Origin of the sequence: Pseudomonas sp. MNR3A, from assembly GCF_009650575.1 — a bacterium.
In the GTDB taxonomy this organism is placed as follows: Bacteria; Pseudomonadota; Gammaproteobacteria; order Pseudomonadales; family Pseudomonadaceae; genus Aquipseudomonas; species Aquipseudomonas machongensis.
In genome coordinates, this window is sequence record NZ_VZZS01000005.1 from 98,010 (window position 1) to 122,478 (window position 24,469).

Sequence of the window (24,469 nt, forward strand, 5' to 3'; positions counted from 1 at the left end):
GTTGGAAGCGCTAGCATAGGCCTTTTGCCGAGCGTCCGGGGTATCGGCCTGACCGATCCGCTTCGCCTGAACGAAAACAGGAACCGACAGCCTATGCTGGAGGTCATCCGCATAACCTCCACACGTCGCTTGCCATGAATGCCTTCCCCTATCCGCGTCTTGCCCTGCCTCTGGCCATCCTTGCGTTGATCGGCGCCTCCTTCCTGCTCGCCTCGCCCTGGATGGGCCAGGGCTTCGAGCTGTCCGACCTGTCCACCGACAGCCAGAACCGCCTGACCCGGCAACTGGAGGACGGCAGCCTGTTGACCCTGGACAACGGGTCGGCCGTGGACCTGACGTTCGACCGCGCCCAGCGACGGATCGACCTGCTCAAGGGCCAACTGTTGCTGGAGGTGGCGCGGGGCGATACGCGCCCGCTGTTCATCGTCACCCCACACGGCAGCCTGCGGCCGCTGGACGCGAAACTGATCGTCGAACGGCTGCAGGACAGCAGCGAAGTCACCGTGCTGGAGGGGCGGGTCGAACTGGCGGGCAACGACCGCCAACGCTCGCTCAACCGCGGCCAGCAGTTGCGCTTCGATGGCATCACCCCCGGCACCCTGACCCAGGTCGATACCGGCGATACCCAGGCAGCCTGGTATCTGGAGCGCCTACCCGGCGATGGTCAGCCGTTGAACGAAACGCTCGAGCGCCTGGCCCGGCACCACCGTGGCCTGCTGCTGTTCGATGCCCCCTCGCTGGCCGACCTGAAGGTCGCCGACGACCTGGCCCTGGACGACACCGACCAGGCCCTGGATGACCTGCAGGCCGCCCTGCCGATCAAGGTCGCCCGTTACACCGATTGGCTGACGGTGGTGCGGCGCAAATGAAAACGCGGCCGGTCCCTGGAGGAGCCGGCCGCGTTTTCAGTACAACCCAGGTAGCGATCAGTGCCGCTTGGCGCTACGGATCTGATGCACCACACCCATGGCCACCACGATGGCCGCGGCGATACCGGTGGAAATCACTAGGATCTGGTAGTCAGGCATGAAGGCCATGGTCACCAGTGCGGCAACGATGAAGGCGATCACCAGGTAGGTCAGCCAGGGGAACAGCCACATCTTCAGGCGCACCTCACGGCCCTCGGCGATCAGCTTGCGGCGCATGCGCAGCTGCGAGAAGGCGATCACCAGGTACACCAGCAGGGCGATCATGCCGGTGGTGTTCATCAGGGTTTCCAGTACGTCCTTCGGGCGCAGGGTCTCGCTGAAGTTGATCAGCGCACAGACCACCGCCACGGCGCAGGAGCCGAGGATCGCGTATACCGGCACGCCGGTCCCGGTGCGGGTGATCTTGAAGAACGACGGTGCATCACCGCGCTGCGACAGCGAGAAGAGCATGCGCGAAGCGGTGTAGTGGCCGGAGATCAGGCAACTGCTCACCGAGGTCAACACCACGAAGTTCATCAGCAGCTCGGCATACGGCACACCCAGCAGTTCCAGGGTGCGACGGTAGGCGCCATAGCCGGAAACGCCCAGGTGCGGATCGTTCCACGGCACCAGGCAGACGATCAGGAAGATCGAGCCGACGTAGAACAGGCACACACGCCACACCACCGAGTTGGTGGCCTTGACGATCTGGGTAGCCGGGTCCTTCGCTTCCGAAGCCGCGATGGTCACGATCTCGGCACCGAGGAAGGCGAACATCACGCCGAGCAAGGCGCCGATCACCGTGGTGATGCCGTTGGGCATGAAGCCTTCGGCGGTCAGGTGGGTGATGCCGCGCACCTCACCGAACTGCCAGACGTTCATCACGGCGGCGGTACACACCACCAGAAAACAGACGATCGCCACCACCTTGATCAAGGCGAACCAGAACTCGAATTCGCCGTAGTGCTTGACGTTGAAGAAGTTCACGGTGATCAGCAACAAGGTGGTCGCCAGCACGAACACGTTGACGCTGACATCAGGGAAGAAGCCATGCAGGATCTTGCCCGCCACGTAGGCTTCCCAGGCCATGAGGATGACCCAGTACCACCAGTACAGCCAACCGATGGTGAAACCGGCCCAGCGCCCGATGGCGCGGTCGGCGTAGGTCGAGAACGAGCCGGTGTCCGGCGAGGAAGTCGCCATCTCGCCGAGCATGCGCATGATCAGCACCACCAGGATGCCGCCGGCGAGGTACGCCAAGACAGCCGCTGGGCCGGCGCTGTGGATCACGCTGCCGGAGCCGACGAACAAGGCGCCGCCAATGACCCCGGCGATCGACATCATCGTCAGGTGGCGCGACTTGAGCGAGGCACTGAGCTTGCTCTCGTGCCCGCCTTCCGCGGAAGTGGTGGATGTGGATGTTGCGTCCATCAGTTGTGTACCCCGTGCTTCTTTTTATCCAAGGAAAAACTGTGAAACCCCGATGGTTATCGGCCTCACCTGTACATCAGCGCTATTGCGGGCAGGAGGTGTGAAGAACACACGCAGACCATCCATGGCGGCCTGCTGACGCGCCCGAGGGTTGCCGCTCGGGCGAACTGAACGTGTTGCATCTGGCGATATCTGACACCTAATGTAAAAATGTCCGCCACATAGAGCCATGCACAGTGGCATGAAACTCGCACTGCACTGTACAGGCCGCCAATGCAATACACCCGCGACACCCTGCAGGCGCTTGGCGTTATGCACACCTGAAGGCACCCCATGCTGCGACTACATCCAGACTCCCCTACCCCGCTGGTCAACCAGATCATCGACGGATTGCGCGAGCTCATCGACAACCAGACCCTCAAGCCCGGCGCCAAGGTGCCGTCTATCCGCGCGTTTGCCTCGACCTACTCGGTGAGCACCTTCACCGTGGTCGAAGCCTACGACCGCCTGGTGGCCCAGGGGCTGCTGGTCAGTCGCGGCAACGCGGGTTTCTTCGTCAGCCGCTCGGCGGGCGAGTTGCTCGACACGCATACCCCGCAAGCTGACACAACCCGACTATCGTTCAACTCCGAGTGGTACCTGCAACAGATCTTCGAGACCCGCCAACTGCCGTTCAAACCCGGCTGCGGCTGGCTGCCCAACGACTGGATGTACGAAGATGGCTTGCGTCGCGGCATGCGCCAGGTGGCCGGCAGCCCGCTGGAGCTGTCTGGCTATGGTGATCCGATGGGCCTGCCTGAATTGCGCGCGCTGACCGCGCAGAACCTGCAGCAGGAGTTGTCGATCGTCGCCAGCCCTGCGCAACTGATGCTCACCCATGGCGCCAGCCAGGCGCTGGACCTGGCCGTGCGCACCCTGGTGCGACCGGGTGATGTGGTGCTGGTGGACGACCCAGGCTATCCCAACCTGATGAGCATCCTGCGCTTTCAGGGCGCGACCTTGGTGGGCGTCCCGCGCACACCGGTGGGCTACGACCTCGACCAGTTGGAGCGCTTGCTCGCCCACCATCGCCCGACGGTGTTCTTCACCCAGCCACACCTGCACAGCCCGACCTGTTCGCGTACGCCGCTCGCGCAGTTGCACCGCCTGCTGCAACTGGCGTCGCAGCATGGTTTGCGCCTGGTGGAGAACAACCTCTACGCCGACATGATCGCCGAGCCGCAGCCGTGCCTTGCAAGCCTCGATCATCTGCAGCAGGTGGTATACGTGGGCAGCTACTCCAAGAGCATCTCGCCCAACGTGCGGGTGGGCTACCTGGTGGCCGAAGCCGAGGTGATGCAGCAGCTGTTGCAGTTGAAGATGCGTTCAGGGCTGACCACCTCGCAGGTGATGGAGCGGGTGGTATACGCCGCAGTGATCGACGGACGCTGGCGCAAGCACCTCAAGCGCCTGCGCCAGCGCCTGGCAGAAGCGCATCAGGAAGTGGGTCGGCACCTGCATCGACTGGGCTTCGAGTTGTTCATCGAGTCGGATGAAGGCATGTACATCTGGACCCGCCACCCGGCCATTCCCGATAGTGCGGCGCTGCTCGACGATGCGCTGGAACAGGGGATCATGCTTGGGCCTGGGCAGTTGTTCATGGTCGATGCGCAGGCCACGGGGTGGATGCGGTTCAATGTGGCGTTCAGTACGGATCCCGGGATGTGGGAGTTGCTGGAGAAGGTGTTGGTGCGGCATGTCAGGCGAGGCTAATGAAAATCCCGACTCCTTACATCCAACCCCCGCAATAACCCACTGACATCCTCCAACCGCCGCGCGATCAGGTGTCTGACACCCTTTTCCTGCTCCAGCCGGCCACTGACCTTGAGCAATTGCGAGCCCACCAGGGCTCGCCGCTGTCGCTCGGCCAGATCCCGCCACACCACCACGTTGAGCATGCCGAACTCGTCTTCCAGGGTGACGAAGGTCACGCCGCTGGCCGTCTGCGGGCGCTGGCGACCCACGACGATGCCGGCCACGGCAACGCTGTCGCCATGGCTCAAGCCATCCAGCTCACGAGAGCTGCGGCAACCCAGCGCGCGCAGGCGTGAACGCAGCAGCGTCAAGGGATGCGGGCCAAGTGTGGTGCCCAGGGTCGCGTAGTCGGCGAACAGGTCTTCGGCGATGCTCGGCGCCGGCAAGCTCACTTCGCTTTCAGGCGCAGACTCGACCCCAGCGAACAACGGCAGTTGCGCCTGCACGGCAGCGACCTGCCAGCGTGCCTGATGGCGATCGCGAGCCAGGGCACGCAAGGCACCGGCATCGGCCAGGCGCGCGCGGGCGCGGCTGTCGAGGGACGCACGCAGGCACAGATCCTCGACATCCCGCCATGGCCGCTGTGCCCGCGCCTGCTCCAGGCGCCGGGCATCGTCCTCGCCGAAACCACGGACCTGCCGCAGCCCCAGGCGAATCGCCAGGGCATCACCGCCTTGCGGTTCCAGGGTGCAGTCCCAGACGCTGTGAACGACATCCACCGGTCGCACCTCGATGCCCTGTCGACGCGCCTCCTGCAAAAGCTGGTCGGGGCTGTAGAACCCCATCGGCCAACTGTTGATCAACGCGCAGGTGAAGATCGCCGGCTCGTGGCACTTGAGCCAACTGCTGGCGTAGCACAGCAAGGCGAAACTGGCGGCGTGGGACTCGGGAAAGCCATAGCTGCCGAACCCCTTGATCTGCTCGAAGATGCGTTCGGCAAAGGCCAGCTCGTAACCATTGCGCAACATGCCGTCGAGCAAGCGCAGCCGATGCGGCTCCAGCCCGCCATGACGCTTCCACGCCGCCATGCTGCGGCGCAACTGGTCGGCTTCGCCTGGGGTGTAGTCGGCCGCGACCATCGCCAGTTCCATTACCTGCTCCTGGAACAACGGCACACCGAGGGTCCGCTCGAAAACCGCCTCGAGTTTTTTCGAAGGATAGGTGACCGGCTCTTGCTTCAGACGCCGCCGCAGATAGGGATGCACCATGTCCCCCTGGATCGGCCCGGGCCGCACGATTGCCACCTCGATGACCAGGTCGTAGAAGGTGCGCGGCTGCAGGCGCGGCAGCATGGCCATCTGTGCCCGCGACTCGATCTGGAACACCCCCATGGTCTCGGCGCGGCTGATCATCGCGTAGGTGGCGGGGTCTTCCTGGGGGATGCTGGCCAGGGTCAGCTCGCGGCCACGGTGCAGCCGGAGCAGGTCGAAACAACGGCGCAGGGCGCTGAGCATGCCCAGGGCGAGCACATCGACCTTGAGCAGACCCACCATGTCCAGGTCGTCCTTGTCCCACTGGATCACCGTGCGCTCGGGCATGGCGGCGTTCTCCACCGGCACCAGCTGGTCCAGTGGCTGCTCGCAGATCACGAAACCGCCAGGGTGTTGCGACAGGTGTCGAGGGAAACCGATCAGCTCACCCGCCAGCACCAGGATACGCCGCAACGATGGGCTCTGCGCCTCGAAACCAGCCTCGGCCAGGCGCTGCGCATCGGGAATGCGATCGCTCCAGCGCCCGCAGCATTTGGCCAGGGCATCCACCTGGTCGCTCGGCAGACCCAGCACCCGAGCCACGTCACGCACGGCGCCAGCAGCGTGATAGGTGCTGACCACCGCGGTAAGCGCCGCGCGGTGCCGGCCATAGCGCCTGAACACATACTGGATCACCTCTTCGCGGCGGTCGTGTTCGAAGTCCACGTCGATGTCGGGCGGTTCATTGCGCTCACGTGAGAGAAATCGCTCGAACAGCAGGCGGTGAGTCATCGGGTCGAGCTCGGTGATCCCCAGCACGAAACACACCACCGAATTGGCGGCAGAGCCCCGCCCCTGGCAGAGGATATTCTGCCGGCGGGCGAAATCGACGATGTCGTGGACGGTGAGAAAGTAGCTTTCGTAGCCCAGTTCCTCGATCAGCGTCAGTTCGCCCTCAAGCGTCTGGTACACCTCGGCGCTGGCACCCTGCGGCCAGCGTATCGACAGACGCTGCTCGCACAAGTAACGCAACCAGCTCGCCGGGCTGTGGCCTTCAGGGACCAGCTCACGGGGGTACTGGTACTTCAGCTCGCTCAGGTCGAAGCGGCAGCGCTCGGCAATGACCAGGGTTTCGCTCAGCAGGTCGCCGGGGTGCAGCTCGGCCAGTTGCTCGCGGCTACGCAGGTGGCGTTCGCCATTGGGGTAGAGGTAACGCCCGGCCTCGGCCACCGTGCAGTGCTGGCGGATCGCGGTCATGCAGTCCTGCAAGGCGCGACGACCACGTACATGCATGTGCACGTCGCCACAGGCCACGGCACGAATCGCCAGTTGCCCGGCCAGGGCACGCAAACGCTGCAAGCGCGCTGCGTCGTCGCTGCCACGGTGCTGGTGCACTGCCAGCCACAGCCGTTCGGGGAACAGTGCCTGCAACCAGCGGCCGGGTTCGGGGTCGCCAGGGTCGTCAGCGATCCACAGCGCCAGCAAGCCTGAGCAATGCGCCTGCAGGTCTTCGGCCAGCAATCGATACTCGCCCTTCTCTGCCCGACGCCGCGCGCGGGTAATGAGCGCGCAGAGGCTCTGGTAGCCGGTCAGGTTCTCCACCAGCAGCACCAGGCGCGGCCCATCCTGCACCTGCACTTCGCTGCCGACGATCAGTCGTACGCCATGCTCGCGGGCCGCCTGCCAGGCGCGGACAATCCCGGCCAGGGTACATTCGTCGGTGATTGCCAGGGCCTGATAGCCCTGCTCTTGGGCACGACGAAACAGCTCGTCGGCGCTGGAGGCGCCGCGCTGAAAACTGAAATTCGACAGGCAATGCAGCTCGGCGTACTCAGGCAGGCTCATGCGAACCAGCCCTGCAGCCACAAGGGGCCGGGTTGGGCGAGGTCGCGGTAGGCCCAACCGCGCAACCCTTCGCGGGTTTCGATGCGGTAGTAGTCACGGCGCACATCTCCGCCATCCCACCAGCCCGATTCGATGCGCTCGGCTTGGCCAAGCCATTGCAGGCCACCCTCGGGCAAGGCCAGGGCCTGGGGCAGCAACCAGCCAGGACGGCTGCCGGGCGCGACTGCCAGGCTGCCCGCAGCGCCCTGCTCGCTGGCTTGCCAGGCGTGCTCGGGGCGATGATCGGCTTCTGCGCGCAGGCCTTTGACCGCCTCGTCGCCCAACCGGGCACGCAAGCGCTCGCGCAACTGCTCCCAGGGCTGGGCTTGCTGCGAACGCGGATCGAACAGCGCGCGATGCTGTGGCACGAACGCTGGCAGGTCGGCGGCCAGCAGGCGCACGTTGCGCACCGGCGCCGAAATCCGCAGCGGCTCCAGCCGGCCACGGGCCAGTTCGAAGAGCATCGCCGCTTCGCGCTCGGCCGCCAGCAAGCCAACCTTCAGCACGGTATCCGGCCCTTCTACATGCTCCAGATGTAGCTCGAAGCGCTGCACGCCGCAGTCGCGCCCAGCAAGAAAAGCGGCCAGGTCATTGATCAGCCGGCGCAGGGGAAACAGTAATGCCTGGTGCGATTCCACATCGAAATTCAGCTCCAGCCTGGACTCGAACCGGTCTGGCGGCTGATAGAAATCCAGCCCCAGCGCACGCTGGCCGAAAAGTTGGTCCAGGTGCAACTGCACAGGCGCGGCAAAACGCTTGGCCAGGGCATCACGCGGCAAGGCCATGACCTCGCCCAGCCGGCGCAACCCCATGCGCGAGAGGGCCTGGGCGGCATCGGCAGGCAAGCCGACCCGATCCAGAGGCATGTTCGCCAATGCTGCGCGCGTCTGCTCGGCGCAGGTCAGCGCCAGGCCATCGTGCCCGTTGACCAGCATGCGCGCCGCCACCGGATTGCTCGCCAGCACAATGCGATGACGCAGGCCGAGTTCCTGCAGTTCTGTACGCAGACGCGCCTCGAAACTCGTCCACGGACCGAACAGTTGCAGGCTCGACCCCACCTCCAGCAACAACGCACGCGGATAGTGCAGGCTGACCTGAGCGCTGAACCGGTAGGCCCAGGCCGCCAACAGTTGCTGTACTTCGTCGATGCGCGCCGGATCGGCTTCGACACAGGTGAAGCCGTCAGCCAGGGCGCGGGCGGCAGTCAGCGTCTGGCCGGCGCGCAGCCCCAGGTCGGCGGCCGCCGCATTGACCGCCTGCAACACCCGTCGTTGCGCTGGGCCGCCAAGCAGTACCAGCGGCGAATCGGCGTCGTCACGCCCGCGCTGAACGGTGTCCAGCGCCAGCTGCGGCAGCAGGATGCAGGCCCAGAGCATGGCGCATCAGCCTCGTCCGGGAGCGGCGATGGGCGTGGCCGGCACCAGGCCGCCACGGCACTTGAGCACTCGCCACTGCGCCGGACGCGTATCGATGGCGATACGCAAAGCCGCAGGCGACGGATTGTGCGCCGCCTGCTGTGGTCGGCAGGCGAAGGCCAGCGCCTCACCAGTTTCAGCGGCAACCTGCAGGCGGCGCAATGAGCGGTCGTCGGCGCGCTCCGGCCAGCACAGTACCGCCGCACAACTGCCAGAGCGCAGGCACTGCTCGGCAGCCCACAGGGCATGGTCTGGCTCGGCCGCGACCTGCGCCAGCCAGCGCAGATCGACGCCTGCCGCCTGCCAGGCCGGCGCGTAGGGAATGAACGGCGGCGCTACCAGCACCACCCGCCCACCCTCGCCGCTCAGCCGGGCGAGGGTCGGCCAGAGCAACTGCAGTTCACCGCAACCGGGGCTGGCCAGCAGCAACTCGCTGAGCGCCGCCGATGGCCAGCCCCCTTCAGGCAGGCGCTCGTCCAGCGCGGCATGACCGGTGGGCTGCAAGCCGAGCGGGCGTGCCTGGACCTGCCGCCCACGCCAGATTCGGCGCTGGTCGAGCAGCCCATCGAGATCGACTACCGCGCCCATCAGTCACGCCTCAGCAGGCCGCAGAACACACCTTCGATGCAGAAGTCGTGCTCGGGGCCCACGTCGATGGGGGCATAGGCCGGGTTGCGTGGCAGCAGCCGATAGCCACCCGCCACCCGTTGCAGGCGCTTGATGGTGACCTCGCCATCGAGCCGCGCAACGACGATCTGCCCGTCGCGGGCATCGCCCTGCTGGAGAATGCCAACCAGATCGCCGTCGAGGATACCGTCGCCGATCATCGAATCGCCCCGCACCTTGAGCAGGTAGTCGGGCGTGCGACGGAACAGGCTGGGGTCGATCAGCAATTGTTCGTGGATGCCCAGGTCCGGACCGATCGGCGCACCGGCGGCGACCCGGCCAAGCACCGGAATCTCGAGGATTTCCGGTCGGCGCAGCGGTTCGGCCAGGCGAATGCCCCGCGCCTGGTTAGGCGTGACCTCGATGTAACCACCCTCATGCAGGGCAGTGATGTGCTTGCGCGCCACGCTGCGCGAGGCGAAACCGAAGCGCTCGGCGATATCGGCCAGGCTCGGCGGCTGGCCGTGGTCGGCGATGCGCTCGCGGATGAATTCGAGAATGGCGCGGCGTTTGGGGGATAATTTGTCCATGGAGCACATTTGTACTCTTTTCCGAAAACACTGAACAGCCCCCTTCGTCGCCGAGTTTGGCTATGATGGCTGCTGAATTGTTTCTTCACTGCCAGGATGCCCGATGCTGACCGCCCTGCTGTTCGACCTCGATGGGACCCTCACCGACACCGACACCCTGCACCTGCAGGCGTTTCGCAAGCTGCTGCACGATTACGACGGCCGCGAACTGACCCAGGAGCAATTCAACGCCCAGGTCAGCGGCCGCTCCAATGGCCTGCTGTTCAAGGAGCTGTTCCCCCAGGCCGATGCCGCCGAGTGCAAGGACCTGGCCGACCGCAAGGAGGCGCTGTTCCGCGAAATGTCGCCCACGCTCGAGCCGATGCCGGGCCTGCTGCGCCTGCTGGAGCACGCCGAGCGCCATGGCATCGGCATGTGCGTGGTGACCAATGCCCCGCGGCTGAACGCCGAGCACATGCTGGGGGCCATGGGCCTGGGCGAGCGCTTCGAGCATGTGCTGGTGGCCGACGAACTGGCCCGGCCCAAGCCCGACCCACTGCCCTACCTCACCGGCCTCCAGCGCCTGGAAGCCAAGGCCGCGCAGGCACTGGCCTTCGAAGACTCGCTGCCCGGCGTGAAGGCGGCGGTCGACGCCGGGATCTTCACCGTGGCCCTGGCCACCACCCAGCCGGCCGAGCGCCTGCTGCAGGCCGGCGCGCAACTGGTGATCGAGGATTACAACGACCCACGGCTGTGGGCGTTGATCGAACAGATGCAGGCTTGACTCTCGCCTCGGTAGGCGCGGCGGTTCGCCGCTGCGACGTGTTCCGCGCCTACCGAAGGGTGGGTCAAGCCCGCCGCGCAACCCTCAGGAAGATCACCAGCGCCAGCCCCGGCAATACCGCGCCCACCAGCGCCACGCCATTCCAGCCATAACCCGCATACAAGGCACTGGCCACTGCCGAACCCAGAGCACCGCCGATGAAGATGCTGGTCATGTACACGGCATTGAGCCGCCCGCGGCTGGCTGGGTCCAGGGCGTACACCTCACGCTGGCCGATCACCATGTTCATCTGCACGGCGAAGTCCAGCAGCACCCCGGTCAACCCCAGGCCGATCACGCTGTAGCCCGGCGCGCTGAGCCCGAACAGCAGCGACAACGGCGCCAGCACCAGGGCCAGCAACGACGCCTGGCGCGCATGCCCGGCATCGGCAAGGCGCCCGGCAATCGGGGCCGCAATGGCGCCCACCGCGCCCACCAATGCGAACAACGCGATCTGGCTCTGCGACAGGCCATGCTCGGTCGCCAGCGCCAGCGGCACGGCGGTCCAGTACAGGCTGAACGTCGCGAACATCAAGCCTTGATACAGCGAGCGCTGGCGCAGCAACGGGTAGCGCCGCAGCAGCCCGCCCAGCGAGGCCATCAACTCGACGTAGCTGGCCTTGTGCTCCGGCACACGCCGCGGCAGGGTCACGGCCAGCAGCACGACGATTGCCGCCATCAGCACCGCCGCCCCCAGGAACACGGCACGCCAGCCGAAGTGATCGGCCACCAGGCTCGACAAGGGCCGCGCCAGCAGGATGCCCAACAACAGGCCACCCATGATGTTGCCCACCACCCGGCCACGCTGTTGCTCCGGCGACAGATGCGCAGCCAGTGGGATCAGCATCTGCACCGCCACCGAACTGAAGCCGATCAGCAAGGCATAACCGAGAAACAGCTCACCTTGGCCGTGCCCGCTGCTGCCCGCCAGGAGCAGGCTGGCGCAGGACAGCACAGCCGTGGCGATCATCAGCCGACGGTTCTCCACCAGGTCGGCCAACGGCACCAGCAACAGCAGCCCCAGGGCGTAGCCCAGCTGGGTGAGCGAGACGATCAGGCTGGCACGCTCGGTGGACAGCCCAAGGTCCGGCGCGATCAGGCCGACGATGGGTTGGGCGTAATAGATGTTGGCAACGATGGCACCACAGCAGAACGCCAGCAGCGTCACCAGGCCTCGGCTCAGTGACGTGCCGGATGTAGAGGATGTCGCTAAAGAAGCACTCATTTCAGATTATTCACACATGGCAAGACATGCCACGCACCTTAGCGGCCAGGGCCTGCAGAGGGAATCGGAACGCAACGCAAAGCGGCGTTGCGCCAGGCGCAAAGCCACCACGTTCAGGGCCTGAGCAACGACTCGCAGAACTCGATGAACGCCGTTACCCGCCGCGACCAGCGATGGTTGGGCAGGTACAGGGCGTTGATATTGCAACTGGCAGCGATCGGATTGGCCTGCCAGCCCGGGAACAACCGCACCAGACGCCCGGCAGCGACATCGTCGCGCACCAGCCAGTCTGCCAGCAGGCTGACGCCACTGCCCGCCACCGCCGCCTCGCGCAGCAAGTCGGAGTTGGCGCAGCGCAAGGGCCCGGCCACATCCACCTCGATCAGCTCGTCTCCTTGGCGCAGTTGCCAAGGTCGCCCCAGGCCGCTATAGCGAAAGCGCAAACAGGCATGCTCGCTCAACTGCGCGGGGTGTTCGAGCGCAGCATGGCTGGCCAGGTAATCCGGGCTGGCCACCAGCCAGCGTTCAAAAGTGCCCAGGGTGCGACTGACCAGCTCGTCGCTCGGCGCCGGATCACCCAGGCGAATGGACAGGTCGTAGCGCCCGTCGAGCAAATCGTCGAAGCGGTCGCTCAGGTCGATATCCAGCTCCAGCGAGGGGTAGCGGGCCATGAAGCGGCCCAGGTGCGGCGCAATCATCCGCCGCCCGAACTCCACCGGCAGGCACAGGCGTAGCACGCCCACCGGTTCCTGCCCGCGATCGGCGACGCTGGCATCGGCCTCGGCCAAGGCCGCGACGATAGCGCGGGCGCGCTGGTAGTAGCCGACACCCGCCTCGGTCAGGCTGACCTGCCGGGTCGAGCGGTTGAGCAGGCTGGTACCCAGCTCGCTTTCCAACGCATCGACCAGGCGTGTCACCGACGAGGTCGCGACCCCGAGCCGTCGACCGGCAGCGGAAAAGCCCTGGGCTTCAACAGTCGCCATGAACATCTTGATGGCCAGCAGCTTGTCCATTGGCGTGATTCCTTGCGCAGTGCCGTGACATAGTTCCGTAAAGTAGTTCCGCAAAGTAGCTCCGTGACAACGTAGCTCCGTGCGGAAAATCCCGGAACCTTCCTACAATCACCGTCCGGAATCAAGAAAGGCAAACGTCCATGCCCGATAACCTGTTCAGCCCCCTGCCCCCGCTCGATCCTGCGGCCGCCGAGCAATTCGACGAACTGCTGCGCCGCCCAGGGCTGCGCATCGAGCGCATCGTCTCCAGCGGCCAATGCAGCCCGCCCGATTTCTGGTACGACCAGGCCGAAGGCGAGTGGGTGGTGGTTCTCACCGGCAGCGCCGGGTTACGCCTGGAGCACGAAAGCGAAACGCGGGTACTGAAGGCAGGCGACCACCTGGATATCCCGCCGCATTGCCGACACCGCGTGGAGTGGACGCAGGCCGATGCGACGACGGTCTGGCTGGCAGTGTTCTACACAGCCCCTACGCGCTAGAGCTGCTTGAGCGCGATGTCTCCTGCCCCACCCTTGCCATCACGCCGCTCGCTCATCCAGTCATTGACCTTCTGCCCGAACTCGGCCGGCGCCTTGCGCCCGAAGCGCCGCGCCAGGTCGAGGATGGTCTGCTGGGCCAGTGCCTCTTCCATACGTTTCTGCGCGCTGAGCATCACCGCATGGATGGCACAGGTGCCCTCGGTGGCCCAGCCGGGCGCTGCACCGTCGAACAGCGAGCAGCGCTCGCGGATCTCGCGGCAATCGAAGATCTTCTTCGGCCCATCGATGGCGTTGACGATATCCAGCACGGTGATTTCGTCCGAAGGCCGGGCCAGGCGAAAACCGCCACGCACGCCTTCAGTGGCCGCCACCAGCCCGGCACGCGCCAGCTTGGTGAAGACCTTGGCCAGGTATTCCTGCGGCACCCCTTGCAGTTCGGCGAGATCGCGCACGCTGGACTCGCGGCTATCGCCGCGCTCGTCGATGAGAAACAGCAGGCAGTGAATGCCGTACTCGACGCCCGCGCTGTATAACGACATATCAATCTCCGACCAAATTTGTCGCAAACAGTACGCCCTTCTCCAGGAACTGGCAAAGCCATCGGCCACCATCGGTCGCCTGCCTATTTTTCTCAATCGCCCAGAACACCTGACTTATCGCTGCTTCACCCGCAAAGCGAGGGCCGCCTGCGACTGCCCGCTAAAAAAAAGCTTGTCGTTTTAAACTACGACCAATAGAGTCGTAGTTATTCGGCAAGCGCAGCAACGCACGCCGAACCTCGACCCAAACCCCTTCGACCCTCTCGCGGAGCCTGTCCATGAACCCACACATCCTGATCATCGGTGCCGGTTTTGCCGGCGTCTGGAGCGCCCTGAGCGCCGCCCGCCTGCTCGACCTCGCCAAGCGTGGCGACATCCACATCAGCGTGCTCGCGCCGCAGGCCGAACTGCGCATCCGCCCGCGCTTCTACGAAGCCGATGTGCACACGATGAAAGCGCCGCTTGGCGAGCTGTTCGAGGCTGTAGGGGTGAATTTCATCCAGGGCCATGCCCAATCCATCGATGCCGACGCACGCTCGGTCACCTATATCGACGCCAATGGCCAGACCCGCCAACTGGGTTACGAACGCCTGGTACTGGCCGCCGGCAGCCAGGTTGCCCGCCCTGCCGTACCGGGTCTGGACCAGCACAGCTTCGATGTCGACCAGATGGAGTCGGCGGTCAAGCTGGAGCAACACCTGACCGACCTCGCCAGCCTGCCGGCCTCCCCGGCCCGCAACACCGTGGTGGTGTGCGGCGGCGGTTTCACCGGCATCGAGACCGCCACCGAAATGCCTGCCCGCTTGCGCGCAGTACTCGGCGAGCAGGCCAATATCCGCGTGATCGTGATTGATCGCGGCGCACAGGTCGGTGCAGCCCTGGGTGCCGGCATCACCCCAGCCATCGTTGCCGCCTCACAGCACGCCGGCGTGCAATGGCTCACCAATGCTTCGGTGATCGCGGTGGATGCCGGTGGCGTGACCCTGGACAACGGCGAGTACATCGCCAGCAAGACGGTGATCTGGACCGCAGGCGTCAAGGCCAGCCCGCTGACCGCGCAGATCGCCGGCGAACGTGATGCCCAGGGTCGCCTGCGCGTCGACGAGCACCTCAAGGTCATCGGCCAGCAGCATATCTACGCCACCGGCGACGTGGCCTGGGCCGCAGTCGATGACCTGGGCAACCACGCGCTGATGACCTGCCAGCACGCCATCCCCATGGGCCGTCACTCGGGCAACAATGCCATGGCCGACCTGCTCGGCGAGGCGCCGGTGGTGTATCGCCAGCCCAAGTACGTCACCTGCCTCGATCTGGGCGACTGGGGCGCGGCCTTCAGCGAAGGTTGGGAACGTGAACTGAAGCTGCAGGGCGATGAAGGCAAGCAGCTCAAGCGCCAGATCAACTCGGTGTGGATCTACCCGCCAGAGGCTGATCGCAGCAAGGCCCTGGCCGCTGCCGATCCAATGATCGCCATCGTTTAAGCGAATAAACCTGACAGATCCGTCAAAAAATGACGGATCTGTTTGTACGTGTAGTTACATTGAATGACTGGTCAATAATAGTGGCACCGTGGCATTATTGACGTCAAAAAACCTACTAAAGTTAAGGATATTGTACTTTCCCGCAGCGCACCGAGACGCCTGGCCCCTTTCGCCGGTTCCGGCACCACGACCCAGCGCTTGAAGCCTGCACGCCACATTCAAGGAGTAGCTCCATGCACTTAAGGAATATGAAGATTGGTATCCGGGCAGCCAGCGTATTTACGCTGCTGGGCGTCCTGGTGCTGGTCATGGGTCTGATATCGCTGTACGAAACCCGGCGCATGGATAGCGCCACCGATGAAATCCGCGTCACCTGGATGCCGGCGATCATCGCCCTGAACGACGTCAGCACCTACCTCGGCCGCGCCCGCGCCATGACCCTGCGCAGCGTGATCGAGGAAGATCCCGCCGTCCGCCAGACCACCCTCGGCCGCATCGGCGAGATCAATACTTCGCTCGAAGCAGGCATCAAAACCTACGAATCGACCATCATCGAAAAGGACGACCGCGCCCTGTTCGATAACTTCATCTCTCTCACCCAGCGCTACCACGGTTTGCAGAAGTCGATCCGCGATGCCGCGGCCAATGGCGACATTGCCGAGGCCAGGCGCCTGGTCAACGGCCCGCTGGCCGAGTACGCCGACTCGATGATGAAAGCGCTCGGCACCCTGATCCAGTACAACTCCGACGGTGCCGACAAAGCCTCGCAGCGCAGCAGTGACGCCTATGAAGAAGCCTTTACACTGATCGTGCTGTCGCTGGTGGTGATCATCCTCGCGCTGGTGGCCATCGCCGTGCTGCTGACCCGCAGCATCGTCGTACCGCTGGCCGCAGCCGTGAGCGTTGCCGAGCGCGTGGCCACCGGCGACCTGACCCAGGAAATCCGCATCGTCGGTCGTGACGAGCCGGCGCTGCTGCTGCGGGCCTTGAGCCGCATGCAGGAAAGCCTGCGCGACACCATCCGCAAGATCGCGGCCTCGTCCGACCAGTTGGCCTCGGCGTCCGAAGAGCTGCACACCGTCACCGAAGACACCAGCCGCGGCCTGCACCAGCAGAGCGCGGAGATCGACCAGGCCGCCACTGCGGTCAACCAGATGACCGCTGCGGTGGAGGAAGTGGCCAACAACGCGGTCAGCACCGCCGACGCCTCCAGGGGCGCCGACCAGACCACCCGCGATGGCCGCGACCAGGTCAACCAGGCGCTGAGCTCGATCCAGCAACTGGTCGAGGACGTCACCGGCACCTCCAGCGAGATCGAACAACTGGCCACCAGCGCCAACGAAATCAGCCGAGTGCTCGATGTGATCGGCTCGATCGCCGGGCAAACCAACCTGCTGGCGCTCAACGCCGCCATCGAAGCGGCGCGGGCCGGTGAAGCCGGACGTGGCTTTGCCGTGGTCGCCGATGAAGTGCGGGCGCTGGCCCATCGGACCCAGCAGTCCACGGCCGAGATCGAGCAGATGATCGGGGGTATCCAGACCGGCACCGAGCGCGCCGTGGGTTCGATGCACAGCAGCCAGGGCCGTGCCAGCGGCACCCTGGAGATCGCCGAGGCCGCAGGTCAGGCACTGGAGCTGATTGCCGAGGCGATCGCCGCGATCAACCAGCGCAACCTGGTGATCGCCAGCGCGTCCGAAGAGCAGGCCCAGGTGGCGCGTGAGGTAGACCGCAACCTGGTGAACATCCGTGACCTGGCGATGCAGACCTCTGCGGGAGCCAACCAGACCAGCGCCGCGGCGCAGGATCTCTCGCGCCTGGCGGTGGAATTGAACGGGATGGTGGCGCAGTTCAAGGTGTGAACTGAAACACCGAGGGCCGCTTTGCGGCCCTCTTGCACATCAACTAGTCGCTCACACCTAGCGCACGCCCCGCCTTCAGCGCCTTGCCGCGAGTGGCCAGGCAATAATAGAGCGGCACCGTCACCAGCAACCCGAACAGCCACGACAGGTCGGCGCCTTCGACGATGTTCGAATACGGCCCCACATACAGCGCCGTATTGGCGAACGGCAGTTGCACCAGGATCCCGCATACATAGGCAACGATGGCGTGGTGGTTGAAGCGACCGTAGATGCCGCCATCGGCGCGGAAGAACGAGGCGATGTCGTATTCGCCCTTCTTGATCAGGTAGAAGTCGACCAGGTTGATCGACGCCCAGGGCACCAGCACCAGCAGCAGTGCCAGGATCAGGCCGATGAACTGGCCGATGAACCCCGCCGAGGCATTCAGCGCCACCAGCCCGCACCCGAACAGGATCACCGACGCCAGCACTACCCGCACCCGCACGCTCGGCGTCCAGTGGGCGACGAACGTCTGGATCGCGGTAACGATCGACAGCACCGCGCCATACAGATTCAGCGCGTTGTGGCTGATGATGTTGAGCAGGAACAGCACCATCAGGATCGGTCCCAACCAGCCGGTGGCCTGCTTGACCGCATCCATCGCATCGGTGCCTTCCGGCACGCACAACACCGCCACCGCCCCGAAGCTGAAGCACAGGATGGTGCCCAGGGTCGCGCCGAAATAAGTCGCCCAGAACGGCTTGGCGATACCGATCTCGCGCGGCAGGTAGCGCGAATAATCCGAGGTGTAGGGCGAGAAGCTGATCTGCCAGATGGTGCCCAGCGACACCGTGGCGATGAAGCCCGACAGGTTGAAGGCCCCGCGACTGAAGAAGTCGGCTGGCAGCTCCTGGGCGAACATCATGATGAAGCCGGCCAGCAGCGCCGAGCCCATCACCCAGGTACCGATGCGGTTCAGGCTATGGATGAAGCGATAGCCGATCACGCCAATGGCCGTGGCGCTCAGGGCACCGATGACGATGGCCGTGGGCATCGGCACGCTCGGAGCGATGCCGTGGATCGACTTGCCCGCCAGGACGATGTTGGAAATGAAGAAGCCGACATAGATCAGCGCGGTGAAGAACACGATCAGCAATGCGCCGTAGCGCCCGAACTGGCCGCGGCTCTGCACCATCTGCGGAATGCCCAGCTGCGGTCCCTGCGCAGAGGCCAGGGCGATGACGATCCCGCCCAGCAGATGCCCCATCACGATGGCGACCAGGCCCCACAGCAGGTTCAGGTGGAACACCTGGACCACCATCGCGCCGGTGACGATCGGCAGTGGCGCGATATTGGTACTGAACCAGAGGGTGAAGAGGTCGCGCGCCTTCCCGTGGCGCTCGGAGGGGGGAACATGATCGACCGTGTGATTCTCGACAAACTGGTGTTGCGACGACGGTTGGGACATAGGATTTCAGCTCGAAAGGATCATTTTTATCTTTGTATGGAAACCGCTCGGGGCGGCCTCTCAGCTGAAGACCATATTATGGTATTCCAAACTTTTGACAACACTGCGCTGTGCTTTTTCAGCGCATCTGATCTGCCGTGTGCGCCACTATGGCGCAGGGCTCTAGTAATCAAGACCAATGAATACGGGGCTTTTACCGTTCATCGTGTGTTCCGGTGCGCGGAAAATTCTGCTTGCAATATAGGTATTACGGTATACCATCAGACACATCAACGATAAAAAACGCGGACCACCGCACGCCCCTTAGAGGTACACGCCATGATCGACGCAACCGTCTACAAGCACGTCCTGGGCTCCTTCCCGTCCGGCGTCACGGTCATCACCACCCTGGACGACGACGGCTCGGTCGTCGGCCTCACTGCCAGCGCCTTTTCTTCCCTGTCCATGGACCCGCCGCTGGTGCTGTTCTGCCCCAACTACAGCTCCGACTCCTATCCTGTACTGATCAAGCAAAAGCGCTTCGCCATCCACTTGCTGTCCGGCGAGCAGCAGGCCGAAGCCTATGCATTCGCCAAAAAGGGCAAGGACAAGGCCAGCGGTATCGAGTGGACTCTGAGCGAGCTGGGCAACCCGCTGCTGGCCGGTGCCACCGCGATCATCGAGTGCGAGCTGTGGCGCGAGTACGAAGGTGGCGATCACGCCATCATGGTCGGCAAGGTACACAACCTGATCGTGCCTGAGGACGCCCCACGACCGATGGTCTACTGCCGCGGCAAAATGGCCAGCCTGCCCGCCTTCGCCTGATACCTGCAGTTCGACGCAAGACTCTGTGGGAGCGGGCTCGTCCCGTGATCACCGGCCCTGCCGATGTCATTCAGGACGCGGCTTGTTTCCCTGTGCCGCGCCGTCCCCACATCGACCACAACAAGCTCCGAGGAAAGCCCCATGAAGTTTTCGCTGTTCGTACACATGGAACGTTGGGATGACCAGGTCAGCCACCGCCAGCTGTTCGAAGACCTGACCGAACTGACCCTGATGGCCGAGCACGGCGGTTTCAGCACCGTATGGATCGGCGAACACCACGCCATGGAATACACCATCTCGCCTAGCCCCATGCCGCTGCTGGCCTACCTGGCTGCCCGTACCGAGACCATCCGCCTGGGCGCCGGCACTATCATCGCGCCGTTCTGGAATCCGATCCGCGTAGCTGGCGAATGCGCCCTGCTCGATGTGATCAGCAACGGCCGCATGGAAGTGGGCCTGGCCCGCGGCGCCTACCAGTTCGAGTTCGACCGCATGGCCGGTGGCATGCCCGCCACCGACGGCGGCAAGGCCCTGCGCGAGATGGTCCCGGCGGTCCGCGCCCTGTGGCAGGGCGACTACGCCCACGAAGGCGAGGTGTACAACTTCCCCACCTCCACCAGCGTACCCAAGCCTGTGCAGCACGGTATGCCACCGATGTGGATCGCCGCCCGCGACCCGGACTCGCACAACTTTGCGGTCAAGCATGGCTGCAATGTCATGGTCACCCCACTGATGAAGGGTGACGAAGAGGTGCTGGACCTGAAGAACAAGTTCCAGGCCGCGTTGGACAACAACCCTGAAGTGCCGCGCCCGCAACTGATGGTGTTGCGCCACACCCACGTGCACAGCCCGGCCGAGCCCGATGGCTGGAAGATCGGCGCCCAGGCGATCTCGCGCTTCTATCGCACCTTCGATGCCTGGTTCGGCAACAAGACCACCCCGGTCAATGGCTTCCTGGAGCCCAGCCCCGAGTCCAAGTTCGCCGAGGTACCGGCCTTCGCGCTGGAAAACATCCGCAAGAACACCATGATCGGCACCCCCGAAGAAATCATTGCGCGCATCAAGTACTACCAGGAACTTGGCGTCGACGAATTCAGCTTCTGGTGTGACAACAGCCTGCCGCACGCAGAAAAACGCAAATCGCTGGAACTGTTCATCAAGGAAGTGGTGCCAGCGTTTGCCTGATCGGTAGCCCGCTGCACCTGCCCGCTTTCATGACCTGTGAGAGCGGGCATTTTTTTGGCTGCAGTTTGCCTGCGCCTACCCACCAGAAAATCAATACAGACACCCGAGAAAACCCCGGTACAGCGCACCTTTCGTCCCCCCGCAGGAGAAATTTCCCGTCCCCTCTTGCACATCAAATATTATGGTATACCATCAGACAACAAGAACTGATAACCCTCACCAGGAGCCCTCCATGAGTTTCGAAATCCGCAAGATCGTCACCTACTCCGAAGAAACCCGCATCGAAGGCGGCAAGGCCACCGACAAACCAGTGACCATGGTCGGCCTGGCCGTGGTGATCAAGAACCCATGGGCTGGCCGTGGTTTTGTCGAAGATCTCAAGCCGGAAATCCGCGCCAACTGCTCCGAACTGGGTGCGCTGATGGTCGAGCGCCTGACCGCCGCCATCGGCGGTGCCGACAAGATCGAGGCATACGGCAAGGCAGCGGTGGTCGGTGCCGAGGGTGAGATCGAGCACGCGTCGGCGGTGATCCACACCCTGCGCTTTGGCAACCACTACCGTGAAGCGGTCCAGGCCAAGAGCTACCTGAGCTTCACCAACAAGCGCGGCGGCCCGGGCACCTCGATCCAGATCCCGATGATGCAGAAGGACGACGAAGGCCTGCGCTCGCACTACATCACCCTGGAAATGCAGATCGAAGACGCCCCGCGCGCCGACGAGATCGTCGTGGTCCTGGGCGCCTCCGACGGCGGCCGCCTGCACCCGCGTATCGGCAACCGCTACATCGACCTGGAAGAACTGGCTGCCGAGAAAGCCAACGCTCAATAACAATAAGCAGACGGGCCGGAGCCAAGCGTCACGGCACCGGCCTTTCAAGGAGCGCCATCCATGATTCAGCCTGTCGCTGAACGTACACCTGCCGGGACCAGCTACCTGAGCCTCGGCCAGGGCCAACCCGTGGTGCTGATCCACGGCGTGGGCCTGAACAAGGAAATGTGGGGTGGCCAGTTCGTCGGCCTGTCCACCGACTACCGGGTCATCGCCTACGACATGCTCGGCCATGGCCAGAGCGCGCTGCCCGCGCCGGACACCGACCTGCAAGGCTACGCCACCCAGCTCGCCGAACTGCTCGACCACCTGCAGATCCCCCAGGCCACCGTCATCGGCTTCTCCATGGGCGGCCTGGTCGCCCGCGCCTTCGCCCTGCACTACCCGCAGCGGCTGTCGGCCCTGGTCGTGCTCAACAGCGTGTTCAACCGCAGCCCCGAGCAGAGCGCCGGTGTCATCGCCCGCGCCGCGCAGGCTGCCGAGCTTGGCCCGGACGCCAACGTCGACGCGGCGCTGGACCGCTGGTTCAGCCGCGAGTACAAAGCGGCCAACCCGGCCCAGGTCGCGGCCATCCGCCAGGTGCTGGCCAGCAACGACCCCCAGGGTTACCACACCACCTATTCGCTGTTCGCCACCCAGGACATGTACCGCGAAGCGGACTTGGGCAGCATCCAGGTGCCAACACTGATCGCCACCGGCGAGCTCGACTCCGGCTCCACCCCGGCCATGACCCGCCAGCTCGCCGCGCGCATTCCCGGCGCCCGCAGCGTGGTCCTGCCCGAACAACGGCATATGATGCCCGTTGAGGCTCCACGCGAAGTCAACCGCATGCTGCTGGACTTCCTGAGCCAAGCCCGCACCCTCACCGAATCCGCCAAGGGGATAGTTGCATGACCCTCGTTCGTTTCCAGATGTGCATCGACGGCCAATGGCGCGATGCCCAGAGCGGCAAGACCTTCGACAGCCTCGACCCGGCCACCGCCCAGGCCTGGGCGCAACTGCCCGATGCCGACGAGCAGGACGTCGAGCTGGCGGTACAGGCCGCCCAGCGCGCCTTCGACAGCAAGGCCTGGCGCGGGCTCACCGCCACCGCACGGGGCAAGCTGCTGCGCCGCCTGGGTGACCTGATCGCCGAGAACAAGGAGCACCTGGCCCAGCTCGAAAGCCGCGACAACGGCAAGCTGATCCGCGAGACCCGCGGCCAGGTCGGCTACCTGCCGGAATTCTTCCACTACACCGCAGGCCTTGCCGACAAGCTCGAAGGCGGCACCCTGCCGCTGGACAAGCCCGACCTGTTCGCCTACACCGTGCACGAGCCCATCGGTGTGGTGGCTGGCATCATTCCGTGGAACAGCCCGCTGTACCTGACCGCGATCAAGCTCGCCCCGGCCCTGGCCGCTGGCAACACCATCGTGCTCAAACCCTCGGAGCATGCGTCGGCCACTATCCTGGAGCTGGCCCGCCTGGCGCTGGAAGCCGGTTTCCCGGCCGGCGTGGTCAACGTCGTCACCGGTTACGGCCCAAGCACCGGCGCGGCGCTCACCCGTCATCCACTGGTGCGCAAGATCGCCTTCACCGGCGGCGCCGCCACTGCCCGCCATGTGGTGCGCAGCAGCGCCGAGAACTTCGCCAAGCTGTCGCTGGAGCTGGGCGGCAAGTCGCCGAACATCATCTTCGCCGACGCCGACCTGGACAGCGCCATCAACGGTGCGGTGGCCGGTATCTACGCCGCCTCCGGGCAAAGCTGCGTGGCCGGTTCGCGCCTGCTGGTGCAGGACGAGATCTTCGACGAATTCGTCGAGCGCCTGATCGAGCGGGCCAAGCGCATCCGCATCGGTAACCCGCAGGACGACGCCAGCGAAATGGGCCCGATGGCCACCGCCCAGCAACTGGCCGTGGTCGAAGGTCTGGTCGCTGCGGCCAAGGCCGAGGGCGCCAAGCTGCGCCTGGGTGGCAAGCGCGCCGAAGTCGAGGGCGACGGCTGGTTCTACGAGCCGACCCTGTTCGAGTGCGACAGCAACACGATGACCATCATGCAGGAAGAGGTGTTCGGCCCGGTCGCCGCAGTGATCCGCTTCAAGACCGAGGAAGAGGCGCTGGCCATGGCCAACGACTCGCAGTTCGGCCTTGCCGCCGGCATCTGGACTCGCGACCTGGGCCGCGCCCATCGCCTGGCGCGCGACGTGCGCTCGGGAATCATCTGGGTCAACACTTACCGCGCAGTCTCGGCCATGGCGCCGATCGGCGGCTTCAAGAACAGCGGCTACGGCCGCGAGAGCGGCATCGATTCGGTGCTGGCCTATACCGAGCTGAAGACCGTGTGGATCAACCTGTCCACCGCGCCAATGCCCGATCCGTTTGTGATGCGTTGAGAAGGAGCACGAGATGATCGAACCTGGCATCTATAAAGACGTGATGGGCTCCTTCCCGTCCGGCGTGACCGTGGTCACCACGCTCGATGGCGATGGCGGTATCGTCGGCATTACCGCCAGCGCCTTCAGCGCGCTGTCGATCGAGCCGGCGCTGGTGCTGTTCTGCCCCAACTACGCCTCCGACACCTACCCGATCCTGCGCGACAGCAAGCAGTTCGCCATTCACCTGCTGTCGGCCGACCAGACCGCCGAGGCCTATGCCTTTGCGGGTAAAGGCAAGGACAAGGCCAAAGGCATCGACTGGCACCTGAGCGAGCTGGGCAACCCGCTGCTGGCCAATGCCACGGCGATCATCGAGTGCGAGTTATGGCGCGAGTACCACGGCGGCGATCACGCGATCATCGTCGGTGCGGTGAAAAACCTGGTGCTGCCGGCCGAGCCGGTGACACCGATGGTCTATCACAAGGGCAAGCTTGGCGCCCTGCCCCCCTTGGGCTGATACAACCCATGATCGGTGTTGGCTTCTTCGCGGGTGAACCCGCTCCCACAGGTACTCCACAGGCTTCTGTATCTGTGCGATCCCTGTGGGAGCGGGTTCACCCGCGAAAAAGCCCAC

Annotated in this window: 21 protein-coding genes; 12 read left to right on the top strand and 9 right to left on the bottom strand. The window is 64.7% G+C overall.

Features of this window, described 5'->3' with window-relative positions; all coding sequences use genetic code 11:
* Positions 1 to 134 precede the first annotated feature (134 nt).
* Entirely contained in the window at positions 135 to 869 is a 735-nt protein-coding gene (locus F6X62_RS03910) for a FecR family protein (protein WP_153772744.1), read from the top strand.
* Positions 870 to 926: 57 nt separating this feature from the next.
* Here F6X62_RS03910 and F6X62_RS03915 read toward each other — a convergent pair whose 3' ends face one another.
* The gene (locus F6X62_RS03915; RefSeq protein WP_063545261.1) at positions 927 to 2,339 is read right to left on the bottom strand and encodes an amino acid permease; all 1,413 of its coding nucleotides are present in this window, start codon (positions 2,337 to 2,339) and stop codon (positions 927 to 929) included.
* Positions 2,340 to 2,672: 333 nt separating this feature from the next.
* Here F6X62_RS03915 and F6X62_RS03920 point away from each other — a divergent pair, with 333 nt between their 5' ends.
* Positions 2,673 to 4,091, top strand: a complete 1,419-nt coding sequence (locus tag F6X62_RS03920; protein WP_153772745.1) for a PLP-dependent aminotransferase family protein — start codon at positions 2,673 to 2,675, stop codon at positions 4,089 to 4,091.
* On the opposite strand, the gene F6X62_RS03925 is transcribed toward F6X62_RS03920, so the two are convergent.
* Genes F6X62_RS03925 through lexA form a run of 4 tightly spaced genes read right to left on the bottom strand, consistent with a single transcriptional unit; the run spans position 4,088 to position 9,827 of the window.
* Entirely contained in the window at positions 4,088 to 7,168 is a 3,081-nt protein-coding gene (locus tag F6X62_RS03925; protein ID WP_153772746.1) for an error-prone DNA polymerase, read from the bottom strand. The two genes, F6X62_RS03920 and F6X62_RS03925, sit on opposite strands and share 4 nt — an antisense overlap.
* The gene (locus F6X62_RS03930) at positions 7,165 to 8,583 is read right to left on the bottom strand and encodes a DNA polymerase Y family protein (RefSeq protein WP_153772747.1); all 1,419 of its coding nucleotides are present in this window, start codon (positions 8,581 to 8,583) and stop codon (positions 7,165 to 7,167) included. The genes F6X62_RS03925 and F6X62_RS03930 overlap by 4 nt, the downstream gene beginning before the upstream one ends.
* Positions 8,584 to 8,589: 6 nt before the next feature.
* Positions 8,590 to 9,210: a translesion DNA synthesis-associated protein ImuA gene (imuA, locus tag F6X62_RS03935; RefSeq protein ID WP_153772748.1), complete on the bottom strand. Its 621-nt coding sequence runs from the start codon at positions 9,208 to 9,210 to the stop codon at positions 8,590 to 8,592.
* Complete coding sequence (gene lexA, locus F6X62_RS03940) at positions 9,210 to 9,827, bottom strand: transcriptional repressor LexA (RefSeq protein ID WP_063545264.1); 618 nt, start codon at positions 9,825 to 9,827, stop codon at positions 9,210 to 9,212. Before lexA ends, imuA begins: the two co-directional genes overlap by 1 nt.
* Before the next feature lie 94 nt (positions 9,828 to 9,921).
* Between lexA and F6X62_RS03945 the strand changes: the two genes are divergently transcribed.
* Entirely contained in the window at positions 9,922 to 10,581 is a 660-nt protein-coding gene (locus F6X62_RS03945) for an HAD family phosphatase (protein WP_153772749.1), read from the top strand.
* Between the two features lie 64 nt (positions 10,582 to 10,645).
* Here the strand turns inward: F6X62_RS03945 and F6X62_RS03950 are convergent, their stop codons facing one another.
* Positions 10,646 to 11,845, bottom strand: coding sequence for an MFS transporter (locus F6X62_RS03950; protein ID WP_153772750.1), 1,200 nt, complete (start codon positions 11,843 to 11,845; stop codon positions 10,646 to 10,648).
* 113 nt (positions 11,846 to 11,958) lie between these two features.
* Positions 11,959 to 12,858, bottom strand: a complete 900-nt coding sequence (locus F6X62_RS03955) for a LysR family transcriptional regulator (protein WP_063545274.1) — start codon at positions 12,856 to 12,858, stop codon at positions 11,959 to 11,961.
* A 140-nt stretch (positions 12,859 to 12,998) separates the two neighbouring features.
* Between F6X62_RS03955 and F6X62_RS03960 the strand changes: the two genes are divergently transcribed.
* Complete coding sequence (locus tag F6X62_RS03960) at positions 12,999 to 13,337, top strand: cupin domain-containing protein (protein ID WP_063545275.1); 339 nt, start codon at positions 12,999 to 13,001, stop codon at positions 13,335 to 13,337.
* On the opposite strand, the gene F6X62_RS03965 is transcribed toward F6X62_RS03960, so the two are convergent.
* Complete coding sequence (locus F6X62_RS03965; protein WP_065862557.1) at positions 13,334 to 13,876, bottom strand: Rrf2 family transcriptional regulator; 543 nt, start codon at positions 13,874 to 13,876, stop codon at positions 13,334 to 13,336. The two genes, F6X62_RS03960 and F6X62_RS03965, sit on opposite strands and share 4 nt — an antisense overlap.
* A 278-nt stretch (positions 13,877 to 14,154) precedes the next feature.
* Between F6X62_RS03965 and F6X62_RS03970 the strand changes: the two genes are divergently transcribed.
* Both F6X62_RS03970 and F6X62_RS03975 read left to right on the top strand, forming a co-directional pair.
* Complete coding sequence (locus F6X62_RS03970; RefSeq protein ID WP_153772751.1) at positions 14,155 to 15,357, top strand: NAD(P)/FAD-dependent oxidoreductase; 1,203 nt, start codon at positions 14,155 to 14,157, stop codon at positions 15,355 to 15,357.
* Positions 15,358 to 15,605: 248 nt separating this feature from the next.
* Positions 15,606 to 17,216, top strand: a complete 1,611-nt coding sequence (locus tag F6X62_RS03975; protein ID WP_371926207.1) for a methyl-accepting chemotaxis protein — start codon at positions 15,606 to 15,608, stop codon at positions 17,214 to 17,216.
* A 43-nt stretch (positions 17,217 to 17,259) separates the two neighbouring features.
* On the opposite strand, the gene F6X62_RS03980 is transcribed toward F6X62_RS03975, so the two are convergent.
* A complete protein-coding gene (locus tag F6X62_RS03980) occupies positions 17,260 to 18,663 on the bottom strand; it encodes a cytosine permease (RefSeq protein ID WP_151924953.1) in 1,404 nt (467 codons plus the stop codon).
* Positions 18,664 to 18,981: 318 nt separating this feature from the next.
* Here F6X62_RS03980 and F6X62_RS03985 point away from each other — a divergent pair, with 318 nt between their 5' ends.
* The 6 genes from F6X62_RS03985 to F6X62_RS04010 all read left to right on the top strand — a co-directional run bounded on the left by F6X62_RS03985 (position 18,982) and on the right by F6X62_RS04010 (position 24,352).
* Positions 18,982 to 19,467, top strand: a complete 486-nt coding sequence (locus F6X62_RS03985) for a flavin reductase family protein (protein ID WP_063545279.1) — start codon at positions 18,982 to 18,984, stop codon at positions 19,465 to 19,467.
* Positions 19,468 to 19,608: 141 nt separating this feature from the next.
* On the top strand, positions 19,609 to 20,652 hold the full coding sequence (locus F6X62_RS03990; protein ID WP_153772753.1) for an LLM class flavin-dependent oxidoreductase: 1,044 nt from the start codon (positions 19,609 to 19,611) through the stop codon (positions 20,650 to 20,652).
* 232 nt (positions 20,653 to 20,884) lie between these two features.
* Entirely contained in the window at positions 20,885 to 21,481 is a 597-nt protein-coding gene (locus tag F6X62_RS03995) for an amino acid synthesis family protein (RefSeq protein WP_054892016.1), read from the top strand.
* Between the two features lie 60 nt (positions 21,482 to 21,541).
* Positions 21,542 to 22,375 (top strand): alpha/beta fold hydrolase, encoded by an 834-nt coding sequence (locus F6X62_RS04000; protein WP_153772754.1) that lies wholly within the window; start codon positions 21,542 to 21,544, stop codon positions 22,373 to 22,375.
* On the top strand, positions 22,372 to 23,853 hold the full coding sequence (locus F6X62_RS04005) for an aldehyde dehydrogenase (protein WP_153772755.1): 1,482 nt from the start codon (positions 22,372 to 22,374) through the stop codon (positions 23,851 to 23,853). The genes F6X62_RS04000 and F6X62_RS04005 overlap by 4 nt, the downstream gene beginning before the upstream one ends.
* Positions 23,854 to 23,866: 13 nt before the next feature.
* Positions 23,867 to 24,352, top strand: coding sequence for a flavin reductase family protein (locus F6X62_RS04010; protein ID WP_153772756.1), 486 nt, complete (start codon positions 23,867 to 23,869; stop codon positions 24,350 to 24,352).
* Positions 24,353 to 24,469: the final 117 nt, after the last annotated feature.